The organism is Psychrobacillus sp. FSL K6-4046, from assembly GCF_038624605.1.
Taxonomy (GTDB): Bacteria; Bacillota; Bacilli; order Bacillales_A; family Planococcaceae; genus Psychrobacillus.
Genome location: NZ_CP152020.1, coordinates 2,665,920 through 2,692,226 on the forward strand (window position 1 = coordinate 2,665,920; position 26,307 = coordinate 2,692,226).

Here is a 26,307-nt window from a genome sequence, read left to right on the forward strand (position 1 = left end):
TATTTATTATTCTATTGTAAAAAACCTATAAAGTCTAAAATTTTCTAAAGAAATAGTAAATTATAGCACAAAACATTATCTTTTTGTTCTCTCAGGCCATTTTGTTAATATTATTCGACGAATCACAGCTATATTTTGAAAAAGTCGAACACCGAAAGCAAAGATGGCTGCTAGATATAAATCTACCCCTAAATGGACCCCCAGAAAGGCAAGACCAGCAGCTAAAGCAATATTAAAGAAGAAACCGGAAACAAATACTTTATCATCGTAAACTTGTTGAAGTTGTGCCCTAATTCCTCCAAACAAAGTATCTAATGCAGCTAAAACAGCAATGGATAAATAGCTTTCATAAACCTCTGGAATTTGAATATCAGTCATTAAGCCAAGTGATATTCCAAGTATTAATCCTAAAAACGGCAACCACATAACTATTCTCCCCCTGGCACTTCTTGTAAAAATTCCATATTTACTGATTGATCAAAGGCTTGTATTGTAACCTCATCTTCCGGTTCACCTATAGTTAGTCTTAGATTATCAATGTAAAAATTATCTCCAATAGGAGATGCTTGTAGCTGGTTATACATTTTCTTAGCGTCTTCTAATGTTAATGTGCCAATTTTAATAGTGAAGGGGGCCTTTTTTATTGTCAGGTTATTAACCGTCGTCCTGCCGTTTACATCCCGTATAGCAGAGGAATATACAATCCTTTTGCCATCCACTTCTACTGCCTCCGCTTTAAAGCGATTAATCTCATTAATTAATCGAATTAATAAATCAGGAGATATTTCTTCTATTTGCTCCCCCACCATCATACTCTCTAAAGAGGGTTCAATTGTTATGGTTAGTCCTGGACCTTTAAAATCAGCTATACCAATATCCTGTTTTAATTGTTTAACGGTTTCATTTAAAGCTATTTCAGGGCTTTCATTGACCATATTGTCATACTTGCCAACTGTCTCCTCTAACAGGCGCACTTCCGACAACAATTCGGAATGCAGCTGTGTTTCCGTGGCAAGCTCTTGGCGAATCTCCCATACATCACGCGTATCGCGAGTTTCTGGTTGTTTTACTGTATTGTATTGAATGGCAATCATGAAACCAACGATCAACAAAATTATAGTAAACCGAATATAGACGGTTTTTTTCATGTATTCGGCCCTCCTTTGCCTTTGTTAATTTTGGTCCCCACGCAAGGCAGGCATCATGATGTTACTCTTTTCTTCAACGGTGACTACGATATTATCGTTTGTTAGCTGATCTACAATACCGCCACCTAAGTTAACCGATGCTAGTAATACCTTGGGATCACCTACGGCTTCAACTGTGAAAGGCGCGGGAAAAGCTCGTCCATCGACGGTTATCACTGGGCCAGTACACGATATGTAAGATTGAGCATGAAGCCTTTGTCCATTAATAGTAATTGCTTCTGCTCCTGATATTTTTAGCTCATTTATCACTTTAAATACATGACTTTCGTGAACAATGTAATCATTTGGGTTTTCCTGAGAAGGATTATACTCACCATCCTGCAAAGCTATTGAAATGCCTTTCCCCTCAGATGGAATGTCTCCCATTAGTAACCGAAGCATTTCAGCCTCCTTTACTAACTCTTCCACGCTTTCTTCGCTATCCACAAATGACTTTTCAAAAACTCTAATAGCCTGTTGTTTTTTATTTATCTCTTCTGTTAATTCCTTATTCATTTCCTTCTGTTCTATTAGCTGCTCTCTGTACTTTTGTATTTCCAACGAATAGCTATTATTACCCTCTATTTCTTTATCCGCAGATGCCATGCTATAGGAATAAGCTAAAATGAACCCTAACACTAAACTAACCAGCGAGATAAGAATACGTCCACGAAAAGGAACATTAAGACGACTCCTCTTCTTCATCCTCAATGGCCTCCTCACCCTCAGTTTCATTTAAAACCTTTTGATAGGGTTCAAAATATGACCCTACCTCCATATCGATTACCCCTTTTTGATCTGGGTTTATTTGTGAAATAATCGACGGATAATAATTCATTTTACTTGAAAATGATGGGATTAGAGCTTGTACCTCATTACCATCATTCATAAAAACTTGAATGGAGTATATATCATTCTCTGTAGGGACGTAGTTTATTTGAGAGATAGTTAATAACACTTCACTATTCAACTTTTTAAGTTCTTTTATAAGACGTAATCGAATTTTTTCATCTTCAAAATCTGCGATGATTGGCCCTTCGACAGGAACAATCTCATCTTCTGGAATTATAGTCTTACCATTTTCCAAAATTATTTGAAGTGCATTTTCCTTTTCTACATATCCAACTTGTTTAAATTCTTTAACTTCGATATGAACACTGGATAGCCATTTTCTTTTAACTTGAACTGATTCTACCCAATCGCTTTTCTCCAATGAATTTTCTATGTCTTTTTCCTTAAAGCTCCACATGGAATCTCCAATTTTTAGACCACTTTGTTCAATGTAATGATTCACGGAGAAAAGCTTAGCCCCATCTAGCTCTATTTTTTGTACCTGACTATAAGACGATTGAAAATAAAGCAAGACCAATAGAGTAAAGACAAAGAGAAAAAGTAGAATGGAAAATTTTTTGTTTGTTCTACGTCTTCTTTTTTCTTTTAAGGTAGGTATTCGATCTTCGATATCGATGACTTTTTCCATTCTACCGCCTCCCTTCTGTACTAGATGTATTAGCCAAGTTTAAAATGATTCCGATAATCCCCCAGGTCATTACTAAGGATGACCCGCCATAGCTGATAAATGGTAAGGTTACCCCTGTGACAGGTAACAAGCCAGTTACTACTCCCATATTTAAAAACGTTTGTACAACAAGTAAGGAGGTTAAGGCTACTATCATTAATTGGGCCTCTCTTGTCTTCGCACGGGAAGCCATCATATAGCTAGTAGTGAAAAAAACAACAAAGGCAGAGATTACAACTATCCCACCGATAAATCCCGTTTCCTCCAATAAAATGGAGAAGATAAAATCATTCTGTGGCTCTGGCAAATATAAAAACTTTTGGCGACTATTTCCGTAGCCGAAACCGAATAGACCAGCTGGACCAATGGCTAATAGTGATTGAATTGCTTGGAATCCAGAACCTAAAGGGTCTTTCCAAGGGTCCAAGAAAGCTTGGATCCTAACTAACCTATACGGAGCAGAAATGATTAGTGCTGCTAAACCTATTACCCCAGATAATCCAATGGCGAAAAAAAACTTTAAAGGAAGTCCTGCAGCAAATAACAGCATAAATACTGCTACAACTAATACAAAAGCAGATCCAAAATCTGGTTGAACCATTATTAAGCCTATTGGCAGCAAGAGTAGAAGTGCGCTACGCATATATAGTTTACCTTTGTTTTTTGGTTCCTTTGCTAAAGCTAAAGCCAACACGCCTAATACAGCAATTTTAGACAGCTCTGCAGGCTGAAAGTTGGTAAAACCAAGAGATATCCAACTCTGTGAACCATTCCGTACGACACCGATACCAGGAATCAATACCCCTATAAGCAATACCACCGATATGATATATAAAACGTGCCAAAATGTGGGAAGGCGGAGAAATGATTTATTTTGTATAAAAAATGCTCCTGCCACCCCAACTATTAAATACAAGCTCTGTTTCAAAGCGAAAGGCGTTTGCCCTTGATAATGAACCTCGCTCCAATACGATCCGGCTGAATGCACAAACAAAATCCCAATAATTGATAAAAATAATACAGACGATAAGAATAGTAACTTACGTTTATCTTTCGATTATTTCATCCTTTCAATTATTCGTTAAAGATTCAACAACCTTGATGAATTCATCCCCTCGAATTTCAAAGCTCTCATATTGATCCCAGCTTGCACAAGCGGGAGAAAGAAGAATAATGTCTCCTTTTTCTGATACCTCCACAGCTAAACGGGTGGCTTCCTCTAAATTAGAGACTCTTTTCACGAAGGGTATATGGTTCTCTTCTCCAAATTTCTGAAGTCTTTCCGCTGTTTCACCATAGTGTACAAGTGCTCTCACATTAGGTAAATAAGGAATAAGCTGATCAAACGAATGTCCTCGATCGACTCCACCCGCTATCCACACGACAGGCTCAGTAAACCCTTCTAACGCACTTTTGGTAGCCAGCGTATTCGTAGCTTTAGAATCATTGTAGAACTTACGTCCATCTGACTCTAACACAAACTGAGTGCGATGCCTTACACCTTGGAAGGTTTGTAATACAAATTTAATACTCTCTAACGAGCAGTCTGACAAAATAGCTACAGCAGTTGCAGCTAATACATTTTCCAAGTTATGCTTACCTCGTAGTGCAATAAGGGAGCGTTCAAAAAGTTGTTCACCATTCCAATATACAAATTGATCGTCGGCACTTATACCATTAGCTGTCTTTTTGCTAACATAAAAAGGAACCTTTTGTGCTTGGCTTTTATCAGCATAATCTTGAACTAACTGTTGCTCTGCATTATAGACAAACCAATCATTTTCATCCTGCATTTTGGTAATATTAAATTTTGCGTCTGTATATTCTTGATAATCCTTATGATAGTCCAAGTGAGCCTCATATAAATTCATTAAAACTGAAATTTTAGGTTTTAATTGTTCAGTTCCCATCAACTGAAAGGAGGACAACTCCATAACAATTGTATTGTCTGCAGTCGCCTTTTCTGCGACCCCAGAGGCAACAGTTCCTATATTACCCGCAATCAATGGTTGCTTAGAAGCATGATTCAACATTTCGTATATAAGAGTCGTTGTAGTAGTTTTACCATTTGACCCCGTAATTCCAATCATGGGAGCATCACTAATACGATACGCAAGCTCTACTTCTGTCCATACAGGAATACCTCTTTTAATAGCTTCTGCAACTACACTATTCGTATAAGGAATTCCAGGATTTTTTACGATTAAATTAAACCCTTCATCCAGCAAGTCTTCTGGATGACTGCCGCAAATGACTGTCAATCCTTTGGTCAAAAGATATTGAGCATTTTCATTTTGCTCAAATGGCTTGGAATCATTAACTGTTACAAATGCTCCTAAGTCATGCAAGAGCTCAGCAGCAACTGTACCGCTTTTGGCTAAGCCTAAAACAAGTATTTTTTTATGGTATACAAAAGGTAGCTGTTTCAATTTACATAACCTCCATAATCACTACAAACATTGCAGCCGCAAAGTTAATAGCCCAAAATACGGTGACAACTTTACGTTCACTCCAGCCAGAAAGTTCAAAATGATGGTGAATCGGACTCATTTTAAATATTCTCTTACCAGTAGTTTTGAAGCTAATGACCTGTAATATAACCGATAATGTTTCTATTACAAAGATAATCCCAACGATCAATAGAAGCACTTCTTGTTGAACAAGAATTGAAACCATAGCTAGTGCTCCACCTAAAGCTAGTGATCCAGTGTCTCCCATAAAAACTTGAGCGGGATTTTTATTGAACAATAGAAAACCTAACAAGGCTCCAGCAACACTAAAGGCAAAAATTGCAATATCCGTTTGTTCGTATATTAAAGCAAGCACTCCAAAAGTAGCGAAAGATACTGATGCTGTACCAGATACAAGACCATCTAACCCATCTGATAGGTTTACTGCATTGGAGAAGCCAACTAGCCAAAACACTAAAAAGGCAACATAGAACTGACCTAGAGAAAGCGTAATATCAGTCCATGGAATGGAAATTGAAGTATCAAATGGACCTAGCTTTAACAAGAAAAAGGCAATAATCGCAATAATTATTTGTCCGATTAGTTTTTGTAGAGAAGTTAAACCTAAATTTCTCTTTAAAACTACTTTTATAAAATCATCCAAGAACCCAATTAACCCAAAGCCCACTAATACTAACAACAATACGATTGACTGTGTCGTAAGCTTGTCAAATATAAACGAAATAGCAAGTGTTGTCACAATGATTGAGGTTAAAAATATTAAACCACCCATGGTAGGTGTTCCAGCTTTTTTCTGATGGGATTCTGGCCCCTCTTCTCTTATACTTTGCCCAAATTTCATCCTTCTTAAATAGGGGATAATAATCGGGGCAAGTATAACAGATACTAAAAAACTAGCAATAAGTGTAATTAACGTTGTAGACAATGTCATAAAAAAATCTCCTTAAATACGCACAACTAATCATGAATGTACTATAGTTATTTTTATTTTGTGTAAACATGTATAGTCCCATCTAACGGAATAAGACTGTTTTCTTTCGGTAATTGAGTTAAGATTTCATCTCCATCGCCGTGCCAAACAATTTGAAACGGATACATGTACGATGTAATTTCTTTTCTTTTAGTTCCTACAAGATTTGGGACGCGGACAGTTTGAACATCTCCCCATCTATAATCTTTCTCTAATTGTTTACCTCCACCGGTAACCTCAAGTGAATCTTCAATAATTTGACCTACTATTGGTGCGGCAATTACTCCACCAAACTGAGTACTATGCTTTGGATTATCAATTGCTACATATACTATAAGTTCTGGTTTATCCGCAGGAGCAAAGCCGATGAAAGAAACAATGTACTCTCCATCCATATATCGGCCGTTCTGAACCTTTTGTGCAGTCCCAGTTTTTCCACCTATCCGTAATTGGTCTCTATAGGCGTTTCTACCGGAACCATGAGCAACCACGTGTTCAAGTGCCTCACGTACTTTTTGAGAAGTTGCTTCTGATACTACTTGCGTTTTCATTTCTGGTTCTGCTGTAGATAGAATTTTATTTGTTTCTCCATCCACAATGTTCTTAACAATATAAGGCTTATACAAATAGCCGCCGTTAATAGCCGCTGCTACTGCTTGAACTTGTTGAATCGGTGTGACAGAAATACCTTGGCCAAATGAAGTGGTTGCATGTTCAACTGGCCCATAAGCATCTTTACTAAATAGAATGCCCGAAGATTCTCCAGCCATTCCAGAACCTGTGGATTGACCAAATCCAAACTTCTTTATGTACTCTGAAAGCTTGTCAGGTCCAACTCTCCTGCCTAATTCTATAAATCCCGGGTTACAGGAATTTTCTACAACTTCCAGAAACGTTTGGCTACCATGCCCTTGTCGTTTCCAGCATCGCAGTCTTGCTCCTTCTACAATTGTGTAACCAGCATCATGAAAATGGTCATTATCTAAGTTAACAACATTTTCTTCGAGTGCTGCGCTAAGCGTAATAATTTTAAACGTGGATCCAGGTTCGAATGTCATCCAAACTGGTAAGTTACGATTGTAAATAGTAGAATCAACTTCTTGATAAGAAGAAGGGTCAAAATTTGGAGCCGAAGCTAGTGCTAGTATCTCTCCATTATTAGGATTCATTACGATTGCAATGCCTTGAGTTGCCTCATATTTATCCATTGCTTGTGACAATTCTCTCTCTACTACGGATTGAATTTTCATATCGATTGTTAATTGGACATGGTTACCATTTTGTCCATTTTTCCAACTGTCATCCACATGTGGAAGTGGAATGCCTTTAGCATCAGTAAACATTCGAATGGCTGATTCTTTGCCCTTCAAGACAGAATCGTATTGATATTCGATTCCAGCAAGCCCCTGGGCATCATATCCGGTAAAGCCTAACAATCTCGAAAGCATTTTACCATGCGGGTAATCTCTGACATAGTCAATACCAGCATACAGACCCTTAACATTTTTATCTTGAATCTGCATAGCTAAGTCAGACGTAATGTTCTTCCCTGCTGGAGCAATTTTAACAAGATAAGCTCTCTTGTTAATCTGTTCGTATAGCTTACTCTCTTCCACTTCTAACAATGGTGCAATTTCTTTTGCAACCTTCTCTGGTTCTTTATTTTGGGAAGGCATATAGAAAAGGGTAGGAGATAGTCTGTTACCAACTATTACCTCCCCATTTCGATCAAGAATATTGCCCCTTTCAGAAGCATAAGGCAGCTCTCGGTCCCAGCTTTCCTTAGCTTTAGTAGTCAATTCACTGAACTGAAAAAACTGAAGCTGAATAAGCTTTCCCGCTACCGCCAGAAACAACAGCAGCGTAATAACCCATATCATACGTAGCCGAATAACTTGTTTAAGTTTAGATATTACGTTTTCTCCTTTATGTCCGTTTTAGATAGCTTATGAGAAAACGTCCTTAACTATTCTAGCACTCTTCTAGTCTTGCGGTAGTTCTTCCAATTCTTCTTCCTCTACGCTGTTTTCAGCAATTTCCTTTGGACTCGACAATTGAACTACAATCGGTGAATCACTAGTCACAACTGAGCCAGCTGTTAAACTTTGCTTCGACACAAAGCCATCTCCTATTATTTCTATTGGCAACCCAGAAAGTGACTTATAAATCATAAGATTTCTTTTTGACCATCCTGCAAAGTTCGGAAGTACTATTTCCCCACTCCCTTTTATAAAAGCAGTTCCTTGAGAAATAACAGAGGTGCCTGCCTTAGGATATTGCTCTAACACCTGATCCAACTGTCCAATTATAACAGTTTTTAATCCTTGAGTTTCTAACGCCATTTGGCTGTCTAACACATTTTTACCAATTAAATTAGGCATTTTTATCGGTTTAGATAATTCAAGGTTTTCTGGTTCTATATTTAAATATTTCAAGCTATTTTCAGTGACAGAATTAAATATTTCAGATACTGGCTGAGAACCAACCTCTGTATCTTTTATCTTCGGTTTCTGAACAGCAACATACACGATTAATTGAGGATCCTCTACAGGAGCCATCCCTAAAAAGGAATAGAGGAATAGCTGTCTTCCCCAAAAGTAGCTTCCATCCCCTTTTGGAATTTGAGCAGTACCAGTCTTTCCTGCAGAAGTATATCCATTCAATTTAAAGCGTTGGGCCGTCCCATGCTCCGATGTAACAGTGCTTGCCAGAATTTCCTTTACCTGATTAGCAGTGCTTGCTGAAATAGGAGATTTCTTTTCTACTGGTTCATTGTCATCGACAATCTCTCCTGTATTAGGATTAACGATTTTATCAATAACATAAGGCTGGTACATAGTTCCTTCATTTGCAATAGCAGTCATTCCTTGGACTAATTGAATAGGTGTGACCGTTACCCCTTGCCCATAAGTCGTAGTAACTCTGTTAATAGGATATCTATCATTTACGATACCACTTGCCTCATTTGGAAGGTCTATACCAGTGGGCTGCCCAAAACCAAAACGACGAATATATTCTATAAAGGTTTCGTCACCTATTTTATTTAGTAAAAAGGCCATGGAAACGTTAGAAGATCTTTGGAATCCTTCTAGGTAAGAAATAGTTCCCCAACCAACTACATTATGATCTCTTATGGTACGATCATACACTTTGTAGGAGCCCGATTTAAATTGATCATTTGGATTCCACACACCCTCTTCAATAGCAGATGCTAAAGTAAAGATTTTCATCGTAGAACCCGGTTCTATCGTTTGCTCAATGGCTTCATTCAACCAATTGGTCGAAAGTCCTTCTCTCGTATTCGGTTCGAATGTCGGTCGTTGAGCCATTGCTAATATCTCACCTGTTTTAGCATTTGCAACAATGGCTGTCATTTTTTCAGGATTATACTTTTCTTCTGCTTTATTCATAGCATCTTCTAAAAAGTTTTCTATTGTTTTGTCGAGCGTCAAGTGAATGTCATAGCCATCTTGTGCTTCTGTGACCATCTTGCTTGCATTAGGAAGTAAGAAGCCTTTTGTATCGCTATGATATTCCACTTTACCTGGCACACCAGTAAGCTTTTTATCATAAATGTACTCAAGTCCCATTTTCCCCACTGCAATGGCTTCCCCATCCTTGTTCTCTTCCTTGAGAGCAAATCCTATTAAATGAGATGCAAATGTCCCATTAGGATATAACCTTTTTAAATCTTGGCTAAACTGAATTCCAGGAAGTTCTAAACTCTTAATCTCTAACATTTTTTTATGACTAATATCTCTTCCAGCTTTGCCAAACTCGACTTGATACTTGTCCTTTTCAATACCTTTATTTAATATCTCTAGAATCTCTTGCTCTGACATATCAATATATTCTGCAAGTATTCTAGCAGTATCCTCTGGATCCACAACATGTCGAGGGACTTTACTATTACCTGAAACCTCTGCTCTCGTAATTGCAATCATCTTATAGCTTAAGGTATCTTCTGCAATTATCTCGCCATTACGATCTACAATATTGCCTCTATTTGCTGGTATTTCTTGAACACGTCCATACTTATCGTCTGCTTTTGAAGCTAAAACTTCCCCTTCTGCTGTACCTGTAACCTGAATAAATACAAAGCGGCTTAGCAATACAAAAAAGAGCCCTCCATAAAGTAAAAACATTAGAAAGGCTCCCCATTGAAAACGAAATTTTTTATTCATTGTCCTGGTACTACCTTTACGTTTTGCTCATTTAGTTTCAAGCCGAGTTCCTCTGCCTTTTTCCAAATTCGATCATAGGTAGATAATTCACGTACTTGTATGGACAAGTCAGTATTTTCTTTTGAAGTAGTATCTATTTGTTGTTCAAGTAAAGATATCTCTTTCGTAGTTGCTCTAACGTCTGTTTGAGTTTGAACAATCATTAACGAAAGCACAGTTACAACGATCAATAATCCTACAAATAAAAACTTTTCACCTTTAGATAGTATTTTACTCTTTATTTTTGCCGGCTTCTTTGGCTGTGGTGGTTGCTCTGGAAAAGAAGGCCTAGCTATGTATGTCTCTGACTGATAGTTACGTAAAGCCATTTAAACACTTCCCTTTTCGATTAGTTTTTCCACAATGCGCAGCTTGGCAGATCTTGAACGGTTATTTACTTCTAGCTCTTCTTTCGAAGGTAAAATTGGCTTTCTAGTTATTAACTTCAGCATAGGTTCCATTCCAGCCGGGATAACTGGTAAGTTTGGCGGTAACTCTGGAAGTGAGGACGCCTCCTTAAAGATAGTCTTTGTTAGCCTATCTTCTAAAGAATGGAAAGTAATAACGCTAACTCGTCCTCCCACCTTTATAAGCTGTATTGCATCCTCGAGTGAATCCTCAGCTGCTCCCAGCTCATCGTTCACTGCTATTCGGACTGCTTGAAAAATACGCTTGGCTGGATGCCCGCCTGTTCTTCTTGCTGCAGCCGGAATTCCTGCTTTGATTAACTCAACTAACTGGAAGGTAGTTTCGATAGGTGCAGTTTCCCTTGCCTGCTCTATTTTCCTTGCAATCTGCTTGGAAAATTTCTCTTCTCCATAACGGAAAAAGATTTTCACTAACTTTTCATAAGGCCATTCATTAATGACATGGAAAGCTGTTAATTCACTTGTTTGATCCATCCGCATATCAAGAGGAGCATCGTAGTTATAGCTAAAACCACGCTCAGGGGTATCTAGCTGAGGTGAGGAAACTCCTAAGTCATATAAAATCCCATCAACCTTTTCAATACCTAAATCATTTAAGGATTTTTTTAAATATCGAAAATTGGAGTGAACAAAAGTGATTTGTTCCAAGTAAGGAGCTAATTTTACTTTTGCATTTTCGATAGCTGTCATATCCTGATCGAAGCAGATTAACCTACCATTTTCATTAAGCTGTTTGATTAAGTATTCGCTGTGACCGGCACCACCTAGTGTGCAGTCAACATAAATTCCATCGGGACGAATAGCTAGCCCATCTACCGTCTCGTGGAGTAGTACTGTTGTATGATGAAACAAGCTCTTCCCTCCATTTCTTATATATCAAAGCCGATCATATTCTCTGCAATGTCGTTAAATGAATCCTCAGAGTCTTCAAAGTATGTTTCCCAGGCTTCCTTCGCCCATATTTCCAAACGGTTGGACACCCCAAGAACAATACACTCCTTGTCCATTTTTGCATATGCTCTAAGATTACTTGGTATATTGATTCGGCCTTGCTTATCAATTTCTACTTCTGTAGCACCAGAAAAGAAAAAACGAGTAAATGCTCGTGCATCTTTTTTAGTTACAGGTAGTTCTTTTAATTTTTCTTCGAGCTTTCGCCATTCATTCATAGGATAACCAAATAAGCAATTATCAAGACCACGAGTTAAAACAAAACAATCCTCCAAATGCTCTCTAAATTTAGAAGGTATGATTATTCTCCCTTTAGGATCGACGTTATGCTGGTATTCGCCCATGAACATGCTACTCACCCCACTTTATGTCAATAACATACCACATCCCCCCACTTTCCTCCACAATTTTTTCGTAAATTAGTGGAGAAAATTTGAAAATGCGTAATTAGTACTTGTTAAAACACATTTAGAGCAAATATGACAAGGGTTTAGGAGAAAAAAGAGCTACCCATTATTCCGAAGCTTAAACCTATATTTCATTAAATTTGCATTAAATTTAACTAACAGTCGTTGTAATAGATAAACAACATTTAATATTTCTAAAGAAGAGAAAATTAACAAAAGAACAAATTCATCTTATAATCCCTTATTTTTCGATTTGTAATATGATTTTACAAGTCATAATTTACATCCCATGGATTATAAAAAACGACTTAATTATTTCCCTTTCATCAATTTCAACCCATACAAATAATGCATCTCTCTCAGAAACGAAAAAACTCCTCTCCCAATTAAGGGAGAGGAGCAAGATACATTATATAGATACTACATGATGCTTACCATTAAATTCATATGGAACCTGGAGTAATTCTTCAAGGAGGTTCTGTCCTTTTTCATTTAGTAATTGAATAGGAGAATAAGTTCTTTCCTGCAGACCACCATTAGGCATAAGCTGAATCATTAATTGGTCATAACGATAAATAGAAGAATCTAGCTTGGTTAAAATAGTATCCTCCACTGCGTTCTCCATGAAGGTAAGCTGCTTCGCATGAAAATCTAAGTTTTTTTCTACTAAAGATGTAAGCTTAATGTCATTTCGTTTTAGTAATTGATCAAGCTCTTCATACTTACTTGCTAAATCATCTTTAATTGACTGGATGAACGAGGAGACATCCTTATTTTGATTTTGCTCAATCATCCTAGATTTTGAAAGCTCAACCTCTCCACTCCAAACATCAGGAATCGAGAATTCCAGCTTATCTAGTAGCGATTGCACCTTAGGAGTGACCAAAGATATACTAAGTCGCGGCGTGATAACCGGCATTTTCATATTAAATAATTGAAAGGCATCTTTTAATGTAGCCCAATATGCTATCTCGCCTGGACCACCAATAAAACTTAATACCGGAAAAACCATTTCTTGCATTAATGGTCGGGTAACAACGTTATTACTAAGTTTCTCAGGTTGATCTTTAGCAATCGCTATAAGCTCTTCTTTGGTGAAAGAGAATCCCTTAGCATCATGTACAAAAGAATTACTCTCTCTTTCTAGAAGAAAACGTTCGCCATCCTCTACATAAAACAAATTGGCAGCTGTTTCTTTCGCTTGAATTGGAGTTCCGTACCCTAGTTGGTCAAGCTGTTGTTCCTTTCGAAATACTAAACTTGCCAAATCCGAGGACTGTTCAATCATTTGAACAAAATAGTCAGATTCCAACTGGCGAAGAGGCTGATAGGCTGCATCAACCATAAGAAGTCCTTCTTCGTAAAATAATTCGTTCATAATTGCCGAAAAAAACGTAGTGAAGTTGGAATGTTCCTCTACAAAATGAGTGAACTTTGAGTATAGTTTTTTCGTATGGGATGTTTCAGGCAAGCTTTTGAAAATCTCTTCTAAATAGGCTAGCATCGTTTCTTTCGTAAATGTTGTCTCTGAAGCAATTTTCTTTAACTTCGATCTTTCGGGGAAAACGAGTTTTTGGAGCTTTCTGCTTTTCTCTATGTAAACATGGTTGATTTCATCGATATCATGATCCTCACCTGCTATCCAAAATACAGGAATTACCGGTATACCTTGTATTTCTCTTTGACGTTTCGCAAGAACGATCACTGAAATGGCTTTATGGATGGAATACATAGGACCGGTCAATATGCCTGCCTGCTGTCCACCAATTACAACCACGCCGTTATCTTTCAATTCCTCTATATGTTTTCTACTTTTCTCAGAAATACCAAACTGGTCCATATAGCTAGTAATGACGCCAGCCAGCTCAACTCTTTTATGTTTTGAGTAATCGGTCTCTTGAAGTCTTTTATTTAAATCCTCTTGGTTCCATTCATAATGAAAAAAAGAGGAAAGACTTGCAGAGTCCTCTAAATATGCTTTATAGAATGGGGAAACAAATGGTTGTGTGTATTGCTCTAATCGCACGATTTTCCACCTCTTTAATATAATCCTTTTAGAGTATATCATTTCATCAGAAAGAGATGAAAATTATTAGCTTATATACTTTAAAACATATCGGATTACTCCGATTATCCATAAAAGAGCGTACATGAAGCAGAGTAGGATGAAAAACAATCTCCACACTTTCCGAAGCAGAGGCTTTATTTCTATCTCTTTTTTCATTCTCCATTCTAGAATGGTCATAATAGTTGCAATAAAAATAGCAAAAATAATAATAATAAATCCTATTTCTTTTTCAAAAATAACATTAAACACATGAGAAACTGAAAAGAATAACAAAAACGTAGTAATATCTGCAGCTGTACCAATAGATTTTTTTCTTTTGCGAAACGCATATTTGGCAATCACAAAAGAAATGATAAATAGAATTGCTGGAACTAATACAATGATAGAAACAAGGCTGATCATATCAATCACCTACTTTATTCATTTCTTTTAATAATAAATAAAAAGTATTTAGAATGGGCAATGACTTTTTACGACTCTCTGCTTCCGCTAGGATAGCCCCTACTATAGTATCGACTTCCATTATGCGATTGCTCTGAAAATCCTTAAGCATGGATGAGTAGTTATACTCTGTATTTTGGCAAAGCGACACAACTTCTTCCCAAGCCAATAAGTCGTTCCAATCTTCAAAGGCTTCTATAATTTCCTCATACAGGCTTCGCAATATTTTTTTATATGATTCATTTTTAATTAGTTCACCATTCTGTACACGAGCAATGGTAGTTAAGGGATTTATCAAGCAATTAAGTAATGCTTTTTTAAACAAGATTTGTCTAATATTTTCAGTAAGTTGAAATGGGAATTGCTCTGACTTAGATCTCAGTAGCTGTTCAAGACGCTGCCACTTTCCTTTATAAAATCCAATTGAAGTCGTTCCAATTCCTAAGTGTTGTACCGTTTCCCGATTTATTTTGGTCGCTCCGTGCAAAACAGAACCTAATAATATATTCGATTGTTTTAAAGTATCGATAAACTGTAAATGTAGTAGACCGTTTTGTATAAACAGTAGAGGAGTTTCATTTGGTAAGGAATCTAAATTATTTTTTAATGAAGAGAGATCGTGATACTTAACTGCCACAATAATTATATCCATTGGATGTAGTGCCTCTATAGAATTGACTATCTGACATTCAATTGGTTCCGTAATGTCATTTGTTTTTATGTATAGTTCTTTTAAGCTCTTATTCCTTACTAAAAAGGATATGTCATGACCTGCTTTAGATAAATAGGCGCCAAATAGCATACCGACTGCTCCAGCTCCTATAATTCCTATTCGCATACTTCTTCACCTCCTACAAAATATTATATGGGGGAATAATCTACCATCCAGGGAGGTCGTCCACCAAACGTTATATTAGGTCGTATTTTCAGGCTATGTTAAAGGTTAGGGCTGATTTATGATGCAAAGAAATTTAGATCAGAGAGTAGAGTTGATTTTTCGCCCCAGCCGGACGCTTTCCTCGGGGTGAGCGATAAGCCATCACCCATCGCTAGCGCGCGTGGTTGTGATGTCTTATCTGTCTCACTCATCCCGTAGGAGTCGCCGTCTGGCGCTCCAATCAATAAACGGCGACAGCTTATCGATTGCTAAAATATTTACTCGCATAAACAAAGCTGAAAAACTGTCACCAACCCCAATTTCATCATCTATTTATGTTCTTAATAGCCATTTGAAAGTTCCTTTGTTTATGTTTACAGTCACTATAAAAAAGAATTGTTAGTCTAAATCAACCAATAACTTTAACAAAGCTTATTATTAAAAAGGCCTACCTCTAAGGTAGACCTAAGTTTAAAAATATTATACAGGAAGGACTGGGTGTTTTCGAGGTGCAATTGCAATTTCTTTGTCTTCATAGTATCTCAAACGATTAGCAAGCTCGTTACGCAGATCGCTCGGCTTCACAATTTCATCGATAATCATTTCAGATGCCAGCTTATAAATATCTATTTCTTCCTTATATTCTGCATGTTTTTCTTGAACGAATTTTAATCGTTCTTTTGGGTCCTCGATTGCTTCAATCTTATTGGAATATACAGCGTTTACCGCTGCCTCAGGTCCCATAACAGCAATTTGAGCGGTAGGAAGTGCGATACACACATCAGGTTCAAAAGCTGGTCCAGCCATAGCGTAAAGACCTGCGCCATAAGCTTTTCGTACAATAACAGAAAGCTTTGGTACAGTTGCTGAGCTCATAGCAGCGATAAGCTTAGCTCCATGGCGGATAATTCCTGCCCTTTCCACTTTTGTCCCTATCATGAAGCCCGGAACATCTGCTAAGAATAATAATGGAATGGAGAAAGCATCACAAAGAGAAATGAACTTAGCAGCCTTGTCTGCAGAATCTACGAACAGGACTCCACCTTTTGCCTTCGGTTGGTTCGCTATGATTCCTACCGGCTTCCCTTCGATTCGAGCAAATCCTGTTATTAGCTCCGGAGCAAACAGTTTTTTAATATCAAAGAAAGTACCTTCATCGATTAATGCATCAATTGCTTCATACATATCGAAAGGTGCATTTTGGTTTTCAGGAATAATTTCCTCTAACGTTCTACCTTCTTTGGTTTGCTTCGGTTCAACCGTTTTTGGCTTTTCAGTGTAATTGGCAGGGAAGTAGCTTAAATACTTCTTCGCTTCTTCTATAGCTTCTTCTTCCGAGGAAACAAGCACGTCGCCGACTCCACTAACTGTACAGTGCATGCGCGCCCCACCCATTTCCTCTAAGGTCACCTTTTCTCCAATTACTTTTTCAGCCATACGTGGAGATCCAAGGTACATCGAGGCATTTCCTTCCACCATAAATACAACATCACAAAATGCCGGTATGTACGCCCCTCCTGCAGCTGATGGTCCAAATAACAAACATATTTGAGGGATAAAACCGGATAATCTCACTTGATTGTGAAAAATTCTACCAGCTCCTCGGCGATTAGGGAACATTGCTAATTGGTCTGTAATACGTGCCCCAGCAGAGTCTACTAAATACAATAGTGGCACGCGATTTTTTTCAGCAATTTCTTGGATTCGAATTATTTTTTCAACTGTTCTAAATCCCCATGATCCAGCTTTTACTGTAGAGTCATTTGCCATTACGCAAACTGTTTGTCCATTTACTTTTCCAGTTGCAGTAACAACACCATCAGCAGGTAAGTCACCTGCTTCTACATTTGCAAATCGACCGTCTTCTACGTATTCCCCATTATCAAATAACAGGTTTAAACGATCACGAACAAACAGCTTCCCCTGCTCCTTCATTTTCTCATGATACTTTGAATGTCCACCTGCATAAATAGATGATAATTTTTCTTCTAACTTATCGTTATACCCCTTTGTTTCTCCCACTTTGTAAAACCCCCGTTTCAAGTAGCAGCAGCCGAGCCCTGTATGTAGGGCACACTCCGACTGATACAATTGCTTGATAGAATAAAATAAACAATTATTTTAATTGATAGATACATTTATTGAACGATTCGTTAAACCTACTTAATGTTCTAATAGAATTTTAAATACGCAACTTACACTTTTGGTATTGGAGGTGTTTTTATTCGAACGTTACTAATACGTCTCCCTCATTTACGAAGTCTCCAACTTGCGCCTTTATTTCTAGAACTTTACCTGCGACATTAGATTCTACAGGAATTTCCATTTTCATCGATTCAAGTACCATAACCACTTGGCCTTCTTGCACTTCGTCCCCCACTGCAACGTTAACCGTAAATACTGTACCTGCCATAGTTGATTCTAAATTTTTCATTTTGAAATTTCCTCCCTTTGTTTGTCCATCCATTCCCCTAAAACGGATGTTGAATATACTCCACTTTCAAAAGTACTGTCATGTAAAAACTGGTCAAATAGTGAAATATTAGTTCTTACACCTTCTATTTTAGCAGAAGAAAATAATTTTTGTGCTTTCTCTATTGCTAATCTTCTGTTTTCTGCATGTATAATTACTTTGGAAATCATTGGATCATAAAAAGGAGTCACCTTATTTCCTTCTTCATACCCTGCATCTATTCGTACATCCGAATCATTTCCCCATGTAAGAGTAGATATTGTTCCTGGAGAAGGTAAAAACGTTTTTGGATCCTCTGCGTAAATTCTAAATTCAAACGCGTGCCCATTAGTTGTAATTTTGTCTTGCTCCTTAACCGGCAACTCCTCACCTTGCGCAACCTTTAGCTGCCATTCTACTAAATCAAAGCCTGTTACCGCTTCTGTTACTGGATGCTCTACCTGTAAACGGGTATTCATCTCTAAAAAGTAAAATTGATGATTTTGGTCTACGATAAATTCCACCGTGCCAGCATTCACATAATCGACCGCCTTTGCCGCATTAACCGCCGCCTCAAACAGCTTCTTCTTGGCTTCTTCTGGGAAGTTAGGAGATGGAGATTCTTCAAGAACCTTTTGATTTCTTCTTTGTACAGAACAATTACGTTCGAACAAATGCACGATGTTTCCTTTTGTATCCCCAAAGATTTGTACTTCAATGTGGCGAGAATCTTCAATAAATTTTTCTAAAAATACTATATCACTACCAAAATAAGATTTGGCTCTAGTTTTAATCGATTCAAAGTGCTTGGTAAGGGTTGCTTCATCGTCACATTTAATCATGCCGATGCCGCCTCCGCCGGCGCTTGCCTTAAGCATAATTGGGTAGCCAATCTGTTTGGCTGCGAGAAGTGCCTCGTCCAAAGAATTAAGCCCATCCTCAGTTCCCGGTACAACAGGCACGTTTGCATGAATCATTGTTATACGGGATTCAATTTTATCTCCCATCTTTTCAATCGTTTCTGCTTTAGGGCCAATAAACGTAATTCCAGCCGCCTCTGCTTTTCTAGCAAACTCTGCATTTTCTGACAAAAAACCATAGCCTGGATGAATTGCATCTACACCTTCTCGTATAGCAAGCTCAATTATGTCATCAGCCTTTAAATAAGACTGTTGCACCTGACTCGGCCCAATAAGAAAAGCATAATCCGCCTCTCTTACATAAGGAAGCTGTTCGTCCGCTTCACTATAAATTGCCACAGTTTCAATATTTAATCGTTTACATGTCTTAATAATCCGTCGTGCTATTTCTCCCCGATTTGCTATTAACAGCTTTTTCATATGTATCTCCCCTTTGTCAAAATATTCTCCCCACTATTAGTCTATACGAAAGTTGAAAGTGAATTCAACTTTCACATAATAATTGATTAAAATCATCTACATAACCTAGGGCCAAATAACCAACAAAAAATTACAAAATCGTTACAGGTGCCAGGCACCTGTAACGATTCTGATATAAAATTATTTTCCATTAAAAAAAGTCTCTATTTTTTAGAGACTTCCTTGCTAATTTCTTTCTATGTGTTGAACACCTTGTTTGGCCCAGTTCACTAGTACCTCGTAATCTCTTTTTAGTAAATTATATGCATTAGCTATTTCATCATAGGAATTTTTCATTTCATCATAACTTTGCATGGCAAGTTGCAAATGGTTTTGAAGGGAAGTGGAATCGTTTACAGTCTCCTTGAAACTTTCTACCTTCGGGGAATCCTCTTTTGGGAAAAGTTGTGGGCGAAGATTTTTATTCCATCTAAATGCACAAGCTTGTTTGGACCGTCCTAACAACACGCTGGCTTCCTGAAACCCTGAGATTTGGGTGTGGCCTTGTTCGATTTTCTTTAGTACTATCTCTTTTAGTAGATTGTCTTCGTCGAGGGTCCAGCTATCTTTTCTCAATTTAACATTCACATTAATCACCCTTTGCTTTTTTATTAATATATGCAAAGTGGGTATAAATAGACTCTATTTTATTTCTTTTTTGATAAAAAAGAATTCACTGCCTCATGGTGTACATCAGCTTCCCAAAGTATAGAGCATTCTTTCACTTCTTCCATTATTCTCTCAAATAATTTAGATTGCTCCCATTTTCGTATGATCTGTTTTTTGTAGGCCTTCAAAACTGTCGAATGGGGAAGAATCATTTTGGAGATGAAGTCTTGTAGAGCAATCACTTTATCACCCTCAAACACTTCGGTAGCCCAACCCATTTCTAATAGCTCCGATGAATGATAAGGTGTGGCTTCTGTTAACATCTTTAGCGCTTTATCATACCTCATACCCTTTTCAAAAAGGTATGTTCCTCCACCCCAGCCACTGGTAATAGCAAGTTTACCTTGGATAAAACCACATTTTGCTTCCTTTTTGACAAGTCGGAAATCGCATAATGTGGCTATTTCACATCCCCCACCAACTGCGGTCCCATTAATTAAAGCTATTGTTGGTACCTCGAGAGTAGCTACCTTGTAAAGTTCTTTAGCTACTTCGCTTAGCATTGCGTAAGATTCCTCCGCCGTTTTTAGCTCATGAAAAACCGATAAATCTCCTCCTGAACAGAAAGACTTATCTCCTGCTCCTGTGATTACTACAAGCTTAATTTCTTTATTTGAATTAACCTCGGTCACAAGCTGCCTAAATCCAGCCAAAACATCAAAGTTAATAGCATTATGTATGTCAGGTCGATCAATCTCAAATATTAGGATGTTATCCTGTTCTTTTATTGTGTAAGCCAACGTATGTACCTCCTAAAATGAATATAGAGAAAAAGGCTACCGAAGAGCCATGGTCTCTTTGGTAGCCTTTTAAGGAACAAATACTGTATTATTTGCTCACTACTTCTTTCCCTTTGTATTGACCGCATGATTTACAAACTCGGTGAGCCAATTTCATTTCACCACAATTTGAACAAGCAACCATACCAGGTACGGATAATTTAAAATGTGTACGACGTTTTCTTTTTACAGTTTTAGAAGTTCTTCTAGCTGGTACTGCCATTGGTGGCACCTCCTTACAGATCTATTATTCGTCTGTTTGATCAAAATACTTAGCTAAATCAGCAAGTCTTGGATCCAATTTTGGTTGGTCATCTTCTTGCAATTCTTTAAGATCTTCATCAGTAGTAAAGCTCCAACCTGTCCCACCCTCGTGTTTAAATTGGTCTGCACCTTCTTTATACACTTGCAATGGTATTTCTAAAAGAATTAATTCTTCCAGAACAGGATCGACATCAATGACATCCCCTTCTACGATATGATAATTATCATACGCTTTAGCAGAAGCGAGTGCAGTGTCGGACCAGGTGAATACTTCATCCGAATGAATCTCAAATGGAAATTCTACATCTTCCCAAGTGCGTGCACATGGTAAGGTTAAAACTCCAGAAAGCTGAAAATGACAAGTCATTTGCGCTGCACCAAATGTGCAGTGCCCTTTTACATGAACGGGTGAAATCTTTCGAACGTCTTGATTTCGCTTCTTCACATTTTCGAGTTCCACGAATTCATCTATATCTAGACCATTCTCACGATATTTAGAAAGCTGACTAATTGCCCATTTCATACGATTATCACCTCAAGACAACAAAGTTGATTATATAATGCTTAGTTTTAGATGTCAAGATAATTTCTTGTCACTACTTTATTTTAACATTATACTTTCAGTAAGGAAAGTATTTAAGATTGGTCCAGATTTAACAGACAAAACAAGGATAGCAAAGACTACCAGCTAGAAGATCAGAAAATTTAAGGGGGATTAATTATAATGAAAGCCACAGGAATTGTTGTAGAATACAATCCATTTCATAATGGTCATCTACACCATTTACAACAGTCCATTAAACAGACGGATAGCGAACTTTCAATCGCTGTCATGTCCGGCAACTTCTTGCAGCGTGGAGAGCCAGCGCTTGTAGATAAATGGACTAGAGCTAAAATGGCAGTAGATGCTGGTGTCGATTTAGTTATAGAGTTACCATATGCATTTGCAACTGCACAGGCAAGTGATTTTGCTAAGGGAGCTATTTTTTTATTGGATGCATTAAAATGCGACAGCTTTTGTTTTGGAAGTGAGGAAGGGTCAATAGAGTCTTTTAATCATACAGTTAAGTTGTTAACCTCTAAAAAGAATGAATATAACGAGGCTATCTCCCAATTTATAAAAAAAGGGATTAGTTATCCAAAAGCACTGAACGAGGCATATCATGTATTGGCAAATGAAGCAACTGAACCTCTAGTGGATTTGTCTAAACCGAATAACATCTTAGGCTACCATTACATGGAGGCTGCACGTCAAATAAATTCATCCATCAAGCCAACTACAATTCAACGCATTGTGGCTAACTATCACGATGATGCTAAAAAAACAGAATCGATTGCGAGCGCTACTGGAATTAGAAAGGTGCTCTTCGAAGAAAAAGAGCTTTCTAAAATTCATCCATATTTACCCGACACAAGTCTTATGGGTCTAACCAAATGGATTGACCAGGCAGAAAGCTTCGGTAGCTGGGAGCGTTTTTATCCTATTTTGCGCCTAATTATTTTGCGCCAGGATAAACATAGCATTGCAAAGTATGCAGAGGTGACGGAAGGCATTGAAAATGCTATTTGGAACGCTGCTGCAAAGCATGACAGTTTCTTCCCATTTATGGAGCAAATAAAATCCAAACGATTTACCTGGACAAGAATACAAAGAATGTTGACCCATATTTATAATGCATTTACATGGGAAGATTTAAGAGCTATTGAGTACCCTACCTATATCCGACCACTTGCAATGAGTCAAAAAGGACAGACCTACCTCCAATTCATAAAAAAAGACTTGCAGCTCCCTCTAGTTAGTAGGGTGGCTGCAAGCAAGGATAATATACTACTGCAGCTTGATATTAAAGCCGCAAATCTATATTATTTAGGACTTCAAACTAAATTTGGTTCATCCATGGTTGGGAGCGAATTTAGAAAGATACCAATTAGAATTTAATCATTTAGGTTCTAGGTTATCTAAATATTCCATTGCATCGTCAATGGTTTTCACTGGCACAATTTTCATCTTTGTGCCAATTTTTTTTGCCGTTTTTAAAGCTTCTTCATAGTTAGAGGTAAGATCTGGGTTTTTAGCAACAATTTCTTCAGGTATATCATCGTCGGGTGCAAACATGAAATCTACCCCTTTTTTATCTGCAGCAATTACTTTTAAGTCAATTCCGCCTATCCTTCCAACAGTACCATCTTGTAGCATTTCACCAGTCCCTGCAATATTGTAGCCTTTTGTTATGTCCTCTGGAAGCAGTTGGTTTAATAACTCAAGGGTAAACATTAGACCTGCCGATGGACCCCCAATATCGTCGGATTTAATCTCTACAGACGGGGTGGTTTCTACTACCTTGTTTTCAGTATAGGAAATACCAATACCAGCCTTTTCAAGGACCCCTGGGACCGATTTAAGGGTTACCTCTTTAATAAGCACCTTTTCTTCCCGCTCGACCTTTAAACGAACGGTATCGCCCTCTTTTTTATCCGCTAAGTACTTAGCAATCACGTCTCCCGTCAGATCAGACAAATCATCCATTTCTAAAATTTTGTCTCCTGGTTTTAGAATATTGTGAGCGCCCCCTCCATCCACTACATTAAAAATAAATATTCCGTGATTAATAACGGTGTATGGTTTTTTCGCTCGATCGAAAGCCACCGTAATAGCATTAAACTGAGAATCAGACATAAGCTTTAATTGACGTACATTATATTCCTCTTCATCTTCGTCCTCTTGGCGAATTTGATCGGCAGGATAAATCTTTTGACTATCTGTTACTTTCGCGTACGCATACGTGAGAGGAGTCGCCTTTGATAGAGCAATAGTTAGAAGACTTAATGTACCCTCGTCATCCTCATCTCCATTTTCAACATGTACCAATGGTGAAAGCTCATAAGCTCCGCCTGGTCTTGAAATGTAGGATTCCATTGGATAGAAGCCTAATGCCAAAATAATTACAACAATAAAAAGAAGGACTATTGGTTTTATCTTCTTCATAAGTTATCCCTCTCTTTCATAAATAATTAAATATAAATATAAGTTTATCACTTCCAATTTTGACTGACAAAACATATTAAGAAAATATTGCTAACTCTGGAAGATTTAAAAGAATGAATAACTCTGTTCAAGAAAGAAATCTTACAAAAACTACGCTTTGAGGAAAAAATGTTTTCCTTTAAGAGATAAGGAATGACGCAAAATGCATATTATTGTTACAGTTGGCAGTTGGGCACTTATTATTCTCTTATTTTTACAGCCTGGAGTTTCACATAAAGGTGCATTAGAAGGGATGCGCATCTTCACTACATCTCTCATGCCTTACCTATTACCTTATTTGGTGATCACTCAAATGTTTATTCGCACTCAGAAAAAATTTTTAACTACCAGTAACAAATTTAAACTTTATTTTAATATTTACCTCCTGACAGCTCTTGGGGGCTTCCCTAGTGGAGCAGCCATTATATCCTCCTTAAAGGAGATAGGCACCTTAAACGCCCGGAATGCAAGCTGGCTATTAGCTATTTGCCACGCACCTAGCCCAATGTTTGTGATTGGATTTGTGGGAATTGAAATATTTAATGCAGAAATAGCGGGGCTTAAATTATTAATCATCATTCATGTAGTCAACCTTATTTTCCTACTAGTATTCATTATTTTCTCCAAGCCTATTCAAATGAATACATACAAAAAAGAAGCTAACACCTCTCCCTTCCAAGAGAGCATAAAAGAAACCTATCAAATCCTTTTACTTATTGGGACGACCGTTATCTTCTTTACTACAATTAGCTATATCGTATTTGAATCTTTAAAAGAAATCATCCCAACTATTTCACCAACTGTCCTAGTTTTTGTATCCTCACTTTTTGAAATGACGGGTGGGATTAGCCTTGCCGGACAAATACTATCAGGATCCTACTACCTTCCTTTTATCATTGCTCTTATTATTGCTTTTAGCGGTTTAAGTATTCATATGCAAATAATTGTTCTTGCTCAAAAAGCAGGCATACCCATTCGGAAATACCTCATGTTCCGTTTGCTCAACATGCTCATCATTCCACTATTTTTCATACTTGGCTAAATGACAGAAGTGTTACTGGTGCCAGGCACCAGTAACACTTCTGTCATTTATTGATCGGAGGCAAAAAAATACCTTGCCCGAGGGCAAGGTTATGGTTGATGCTTATATTTTTCTTTAAGCGCTATTTCCACTTGTGGTGGTACTAGCTCTCCAATGTTGCCTCCGTACTTAGCAACTTCTTTTACTATACTAGAGCTTAAAAATGAATATTGATTTTTGGTCATGATAAAAAATGTCTCGATTTCATCATTCAAAACTCGATTCATAGAGGTGATTTGCATCTCATATTCAAAGTCAGAGACTGCTCTAAGACCTCTAATGATTGCACTTGCTCCTACGTTCTGAGCATAGTCCATAAGTAAACCTGAGAAGGTTTCTACCTTTACATTGGGCAAGTGGGCAGTTACTTCCTGAATAAGCTTTACTCGTTCTTCTACAGAAAATAGAGGATTTTTAGAGGAGTTATTTAAAACAACTACATAAACCTCTGAAAAAATAGAAGCTCCTCGAGTAATAATATCAAGATGTCCATAAGTGATTGGATCGAAACTTCCTGGAACAACTGCCATTTTACTCATGTGATTTCCCCTCTTCTTCTTGGTAACGATAAATGGAAATAACCGTCCCACCATAATTTTCTCTGCGCGAAAGCTGGAACTCTCCATAAGCATCCGGTAGATCCACCATCTTTTCATGCTCACAGACGATTGTTCCTGTTTCAGACATTAGACCCTTTTCCACTATCTCCCCAACCAGATTATAAAAAGGAGTTTTACTATAGGGAGGATCAACGAATAATAGCTCTATACTCAGCGCTCTTTTTTCAAATGCCTTTACTGCACGAGATGCATCTATTTTGTATATCTCGCTTGCATCTTCTAAGCGACATTTTTTTAGATTTTCGTTAATGGTTTGAATCGCTTTATAATCTTTTTCAATAAAAATACATGTTTCTATACCTCTACTTAAAGACTCAATCCCTAGTCCACCACTGCCTGCAAATAAGTCCACAGCCGTTCCGCCATTAAAGTACGGCCCAATCATATTAAAAATAGACTCTTTCACCTTATCTGTAGTAGGTCTTGTATTAGTTCCTGGTACTGCCTTCAATGGTAATCCTTTTCTAGTTCCTGAAATAACTCTCATACTATTTCT

The 26,307-nt window shown here is 37.6% G+C and carries 26 protein-coding genes and 1 pseudogene; 2 read left to right on the plus strand and 25 right to left on the minus strand.

Annotation, left to right across the window (positions count from 1 at the left end):
- Positions 1-75 precede the first annotated feature (75 nt).
- From MKY09_RS13220 to MKY09_RS13325, 22 genes and pseudogenes are all read right to left on the minus strand, one after another.
- The gene (locus tag MKY09_RS13220; RefSeq protein WP_169358988.1) at positions 76-426 is read right to left on the minus strand and encodes a small basic family protein; all 351 of its coding nucleotides are present in this window, start codon (positions 424-426) and stop codon (positions 76-78) included.
- A gap of 2 nt (positions 427-428) precedes the next feature.
- Complete coding sequence (locus MKY09_RS13225) at positions 429-1,148, minus strand: DUF881 domain-containing protein (RefSeq protein ID WP_251552940.1); 720 nt, start codon at positions 1,146-1,148, stop codon at positions 429-431.
- 24 nt (positions 1,149-1,172) lie between these two features.
- Positions 1,173-1,892, minus strand: a complete 720-nt coding sequence (locus MKY09_RS13230) for a DUF881 domain-containing protein (protein WP_342566855.1) — start codon at positions 1,890-1,892, stop codon at positions 1,173-1,175.
- Positions 1,870-2,667: an FtsQ-type POTRA domain-containing protein gene (locus MKY09_RS13235; protein WP_169358985.1), complete on the minus strand. Its 798-nt coding sequence runs from the start codon at positions 2,665-2,667 to the stop codon at positions 1,870-1,872. The genes MKY09_RS13230 and MKY09_RS13235 overlap by 23 nt, the downstream gene beginning before the upstream one ends.
- 1 nt (position 2,668) lies before the next feature.
- Positions 2,669-3,727: pseudogene (locus MKY09_RS13240) on the minus strand (putative peptidoglycan glycosyltransferase FtsW); the annotation flags it as partial.
- Positions 3,728-3,776: 49 nt separating this feature from the next.
- On the minus strand, positions 3,777-5,135 hold the full coding sequence (gene murD, locus MKY09_RS13245) for a UDP-N-acetylmuramoyl-L-alanine--D-glutamate ligase (protein ID WP_169358984.1): 1,359 nt from the start codon (positions 5,133-5,135) through the stop codon (positions 3,777-3,779).
- Between the two features lies 1 nt (position 5,136).
- Positions 5,137-6,108, minus strand: a complete 972-nt coding sequence (mraY, locus tag MKY09_RS13250) for a phospho-N-acetylmuramoyl-pentapeptide-transferase (protein WP_169358983.1) — start codon at positions 6,106-6,108, stop codon at positions 5,137-5,139.
- 53 nt (positions 6,109-6,161) lie between these two features.
- Positions 6,162-8,027: a penicillin-binding transpeptidase domain-containing protein gene (locus tag MKY09_RS13255; RefSeq protein ID WP_298471953.1), complete on the minus strand. Its 1,866-nt coding sequence runs from the start codon at positions 8,025-8,027 to the stop codon at positions 6,162-6,164.
- A 102-nt stretch (positions 8,028-8,129) separates the two neighbouring features.
- Positions 8,130-10,292 carry a penicillin-binding transpeptidase domain-containing protein gene (locus MKY09_RS13260; RefSeq protein WP_342566856.1) on the minus strand — a complete coding sequence of 721 codons (2,163 nt, stop codon included), beginning with the start codon at positions 10,290-10,292 and terminating at the stop codon, positions 8,130-8,132.
- Between the two features lie 35 nt (positions 10,293-10,327).
- Complete coding sequence (gene ftsL / locus MKY09_RS13265) at positions 10,328-10,699, minus strand: cell division protein FtsL (RefSeq protein ID WP_169358980.1); 372 nt, start codon at positions 10,697-10,699, stop codon at positions 10,328-10,330.
- Positions 10,700-11,650, minus strand: a complete 951-nt coding sequence (gene rsmH, locus MKY09_RS13270) for a 16S rRNA (cytosine(1402)-N(4))-methyltransferase RsmH (protein ID WP_342566857.1) — start codon at positions 11,648-11,650, stop codon at positions 10,700-10,702. It lies immediately after the preceding gene.
- A gap of 17 nt (positions 11,651-11,667) precedes the next feature.
- Positions 11,668-12,099, minus strand: a complete 432-nt coding sequence (mraZ, locus tag MKY09_RS13275) for a division/cell wall cluster transcriptional repressor MraZ (RefSeq protein ID WP_169358978.1) — start codon at positions 12,097-12,099, stop codon at positions 11,668-11,670.
- A gap of 466 nt (positions 12,100-12,565) precedes the next feature.
- Positions 12,566-14,182, minus strand: coding sequence for a bacillithiol biosynthesis cysteine-adding enzyme BshC (gene bshC / locus MKY09_RS13280; RefSeq protein ID WP_342566858.1), 1,617 nt, complete (start codon positions 14,180-14,182; stop codon positions 12,566-12,568).
- A 66-nt stretch (positions 14,183-14,248) separates the two neighbouring features.
- The gene (locus tag MKY09_RS13285; protein WP_342566859.1) at positions 14,249-14,626 is read right to left on the minus strand and encodes a DUF3397 domain-containing protein; all 378 of its coding nucleotides are present in this window, start codon (positions 14,624-14,626) and stop codon (positions 14,249-14,251) included.
- A 1-nt stretch (position 14,627) separates the two neighbouring features.
- Positions 14,628-15,503: a 2-dehydropantoate 2-reductase gene (locus MKY09_RS13290; RefSeq protein WP_342566860.1), complete on the minus strand. Its 876-nt coding sequence runs from the start codon at positions 15,501-15,503 to the stop codon at positions 14,628-14,630.
- Between the two features lie 519 nt (positions 15,504-16,022).
- The gene (locus tag MKY09_RS13295; protein WP_169358973.1) at positions 16,023-17,564 is read right to left on the minus strand and encodes an acyl-CoA carboxylase subunit beta; all 1,542 of its coding nucleotides are present in this window, start codon (positions 17,562-17,564) and stop codon (positions 16,023-16,025) included.
- 199 nt (positions 17,565-17,763) lie between these two features.
- Positions 17,764-17,976 (minus strand): acetyl-CoA carboxylase biotin carboxyl carrier protein subunit, encoded by a 213-nt coding sequence (locus MKY09_RS13300; RefSeq protein ID WP_169358972.1) that lies wholly within the window; start codon positions 17,974-17,976, stop codon positions 17,764-17,766.
- Positions 17,973-19,334 (minus strand): biotin carboxylase N-terminal domain-containing protein, encoded by a 1,362-nt coding sequence (locus tag MKY09_RS13305; protein ID WP_342566861.1) that lies wholly within the window; start codon positions 19,332-19,334, stop codon positions 17,973-17,975. Before MKY09_RS13305 ends, MKY09_RS13300 begins: the two co-directional genes overlap by 4 nt.
- A 225-nt stretch (positions 19,335-19,559) precedes the next feature.
- Complete coding sequence (locus tag MKY09_RS13310) at positions 19,560-19,961, minus strand: hypothetical protein (RefSeq protein WP_169358970.1); 402 nt, start codon at positions 19,959-19,961, stop codon at positions 19,560-19,562.
- A 59-nt stretch (positions 19,962-20,020) separates the two neighbouring features.
- Positions 20,021-20,782 (minus strand): enoyl-CoA hydratase/isomerase family protein, encoded by a 762-nt coding sequence (locus MKY09_RS13315; RefSeq protein WP_169358969.1) that lies wholly within the window; start codon positions 20,780-20,782, stop codon positions 20,021-20,023.
- Between the two features lie 88 nt (positions 20,783-20,870).
- A complete protein-coding gene (rpmF, locus tag MKY09_RS13320; RefSeq protein WP_144537945.1) occupies positions 20,871-21,044 on the minus strand; it encodes a 50S ribosomal protein L32 in 174 nt (57 codons plus the stop codon).
- Positions 21,045-21,068: 24 nt separating this feature from the next.
- Positions 21,069-21,608 (minus strand): YceD family protein, encoded by a 540-nt coding sequence (locus MKY09_RS13325; protein WP_298471936.1) that lies wholly within the window; start codon positions 21,606-21,608, stop codon positions 21,069-21,071.
- A 201-nt stretch (positions 21,609-21,809) separates the two neighbouring features.
- Here MKY09_RS13325 and MKY09_RS13330 point away from each other — a divergent pair, with 201 nt between their 5' ends.
- Positions 21,810-23,024 carry a nucleotidyltransferase gene (locus tag MKY09_RS13330; protein ID WP_298471934.1) on the plus strand — a complete coding sequence of 405 codons (1,215 nt, stop codon included), beginning with the start codon at positions 21,810-21,812 and terminating at the stop codon, positions 23,022-23,024.
- Here MKY09_RS13330 and MKY09_RS13335 read toward each other — a convergent pair whose 3' ends face one another.
- On the minus strand, positions 23,025-24,071 hold the full coding sequence (locus MKY09_RS13335; protein ID WP_342566862.1) for a SepM family pheromone-processing serine protease: 1,047 nt from the start codon (positions 24,069-24,071) through the stop codon (positions 23,025-23,027).
- Between the two features lie 202 nt (positions 24,072-24,273).
- Between MKY09_RS13335 and MKY09_RS13340 the strand changes: the two genes are divergently transcribed.
- Positions 24,274-25,152: a hypothetical protein gene (locus tag MKY09_RS13340; RefSeq protein ID WP_298471930.1), complete on the plus strand. Its 879-nt coding sequence runs from the start codon at positions 24,274-24,276 to the stop codon at positions 25,150-25,152.
- An 89-nt stretch (positions 25,153-25,241) separates the two neighbouring features.
- Here the strand turns inward: MKY09_RS13340 and coaD are convergent, their stop codons facing one another.
- Together coaD and rsmD are read right to left on the minus strand one after the other, a co-directional pair.
- On the minus strand, positions 25,242-25,730 hold the full coding sequence (gene coaD / locus MKY09_RS13345; protein ID WP_169358964.1) for a pantetheine-phosphate adenylyltransferase: 489 nt from the start codon (positions 25,728-25,730) through the stop codon (positions 25,242-25,244).
- Positions 25,723-26,298 carry a 16S rRNA (guanine(966)-N(2))-methyltransferase RsmD gene (rsmD, locus tag MKY09_RS13350; protein ID WP_169358963.1) on the minus strand — a complete coding sequence of 192 codons (576 nt, stop codon included), beginning with the start codon at positions 26,296-26,298 and terminating at the stop codon, positions 25,723-25,725. Before rsmD ends, coaD begins: the two co-directional genes overlap by 8 nt.
- Positions 26,299-26,307 lie beyond the last annotated feature (9 nt).

Bases quoted from the DNA above. Each gene is read 5' to 3' on its own strand.
- MKY09_RS13285 (WP_342566859.1), bottom strand. From the start codon at position 14,626: ATGATCAGCCTTGTTTCTATCATTGTATTAGTTCCAGCAATTCTATTT.
- MKY09_RS13290 (WP_342566860.1), bottom strand. From the start codon at position 15,503: ATGCGAATAGGAATTATAGGAGCTGGAGCAGTCGGTATGCTATTTGGC.
- MKY09_RS13230 (WP_342566855.1), bottom strand. From the start codon at position 1,892: ATGAAGAAGAGGAGTCGTCTTAATGTTCCTTTTCGTGGACGTATTCTT.
- mraZ (WP_169358978.1), bottom strand. From the start codon at position 12,099: ATGTTCATGGGCGAATACCAGCATAACGTCGATCCTAAAGGGAGAATA.
- MKY09_RS13260 (WP_342566856.1), bottom strand. From the start codon at position 10,292: ATGTTTTTACTTTATGGAGGGCTCTTTTTTGTATTGCTAAGCCGCTTT.
- MKY09_RS13255 (WP_298471953.1), bottom strand. From the start codon at position 8,027: ATGATATGGGTTATTACGCTGCTGTTGTTTCTGGCGGTAGCGGGAAAG.
- MKY09_RS13300 (WP_169358972.1), bottom strand. From the start codon at position 17,976: ATGAAAAATTTAGAATCAACTATGGCAGGTACAGTATTTACGGTTAAC.
- MKY09_RS13330 (WP_298471934.1), top strand. From the start codon at position 21,810: ATGAAAGCCACAGGAATTGTTGTAGAATACAATCCATTTCATAATGGT.
- rpmF (WP_144537945.1), bottom strand. From the start codon at position 21,044: ATGGCAGTACCAGCTAGAAGAACTTCTAAAACTGTAAAAAGAAAACGT.
- mraY (WP_169358983.1), bottom strand. From the start codon at position 6,108: ATGACATTGTCTACAACGTTAATTACACTTATTGCTAGTTTTTTAGTA.
- MKY09_RS13225 (WP_251552940.1), bottom strand. From the start codon at position 1,148: ATGAAAAAAACCGTCTATATTCGGTTTACTATAATTTTGTTGATCGTT.
- ftsL (WP_169358980.1), bottom strand. From the start codon at position 10,699: ATGGCTTTACGTAACTATCAGTCAGAGACATACATAGCTAGGCCTTCT.
- MKY09_RS13340 (WP_298471930.1), top strand. From the start codon at position 24,274: ATGCATATTATTGTTACAGTTGGCAGTTGGGCACTTATTATTCTCTTA.
- MKY09_RS13305 (WP_342566861.1), bottom strand. From the start codon at position 19,334: ATGAAAAAGCTGTTAATAGCAAATCGGGGAGAAATAGCACGACGGATT.
- rsmD (WP_169358963.1), bottom strand. From the start codon at position 26,298: ATGAGAGTTATTTCAGGAACTAGAAAAGGATTACCATTGAAGGCAGTA.
- coaD (WP_169358964.1), bottom strand. From the start codon at position 25,730: ATGAGTAAAATGGCAGTTGTTCCAGGAAGTTTCGATCCAATCACTTAT.
- MKY09_RS13235 (WP_169358985.1), bottom strand. From the start codon at position 2,667: ATGGAAAAAGTCATCGATATCGAAGATCGAATACCTACCTTAAAAGAA.
- MKY09_RS13335 (WP_342566862.1), bottom strand. From the start codon at position 24,071: ATGAAGAAGATAAAACCAATAGTCCTTCTTTTTATTGTTGTAATTATT.
- MKY09_RS13325 (WP_298471936.1), bottom strand. From the start codon at position 21,608: ATGAAATGGGCAATTAGTCAGCTTTCTAAATATCGTGAGAATGGTCTA.
- MKY09_RS13220 (WP_169358988.1), bottom strand. From the start codon at position 426: ATGTGGTTGCCGTTTTTAGGATTAATACTTGGAATATCACTTGGCTTA.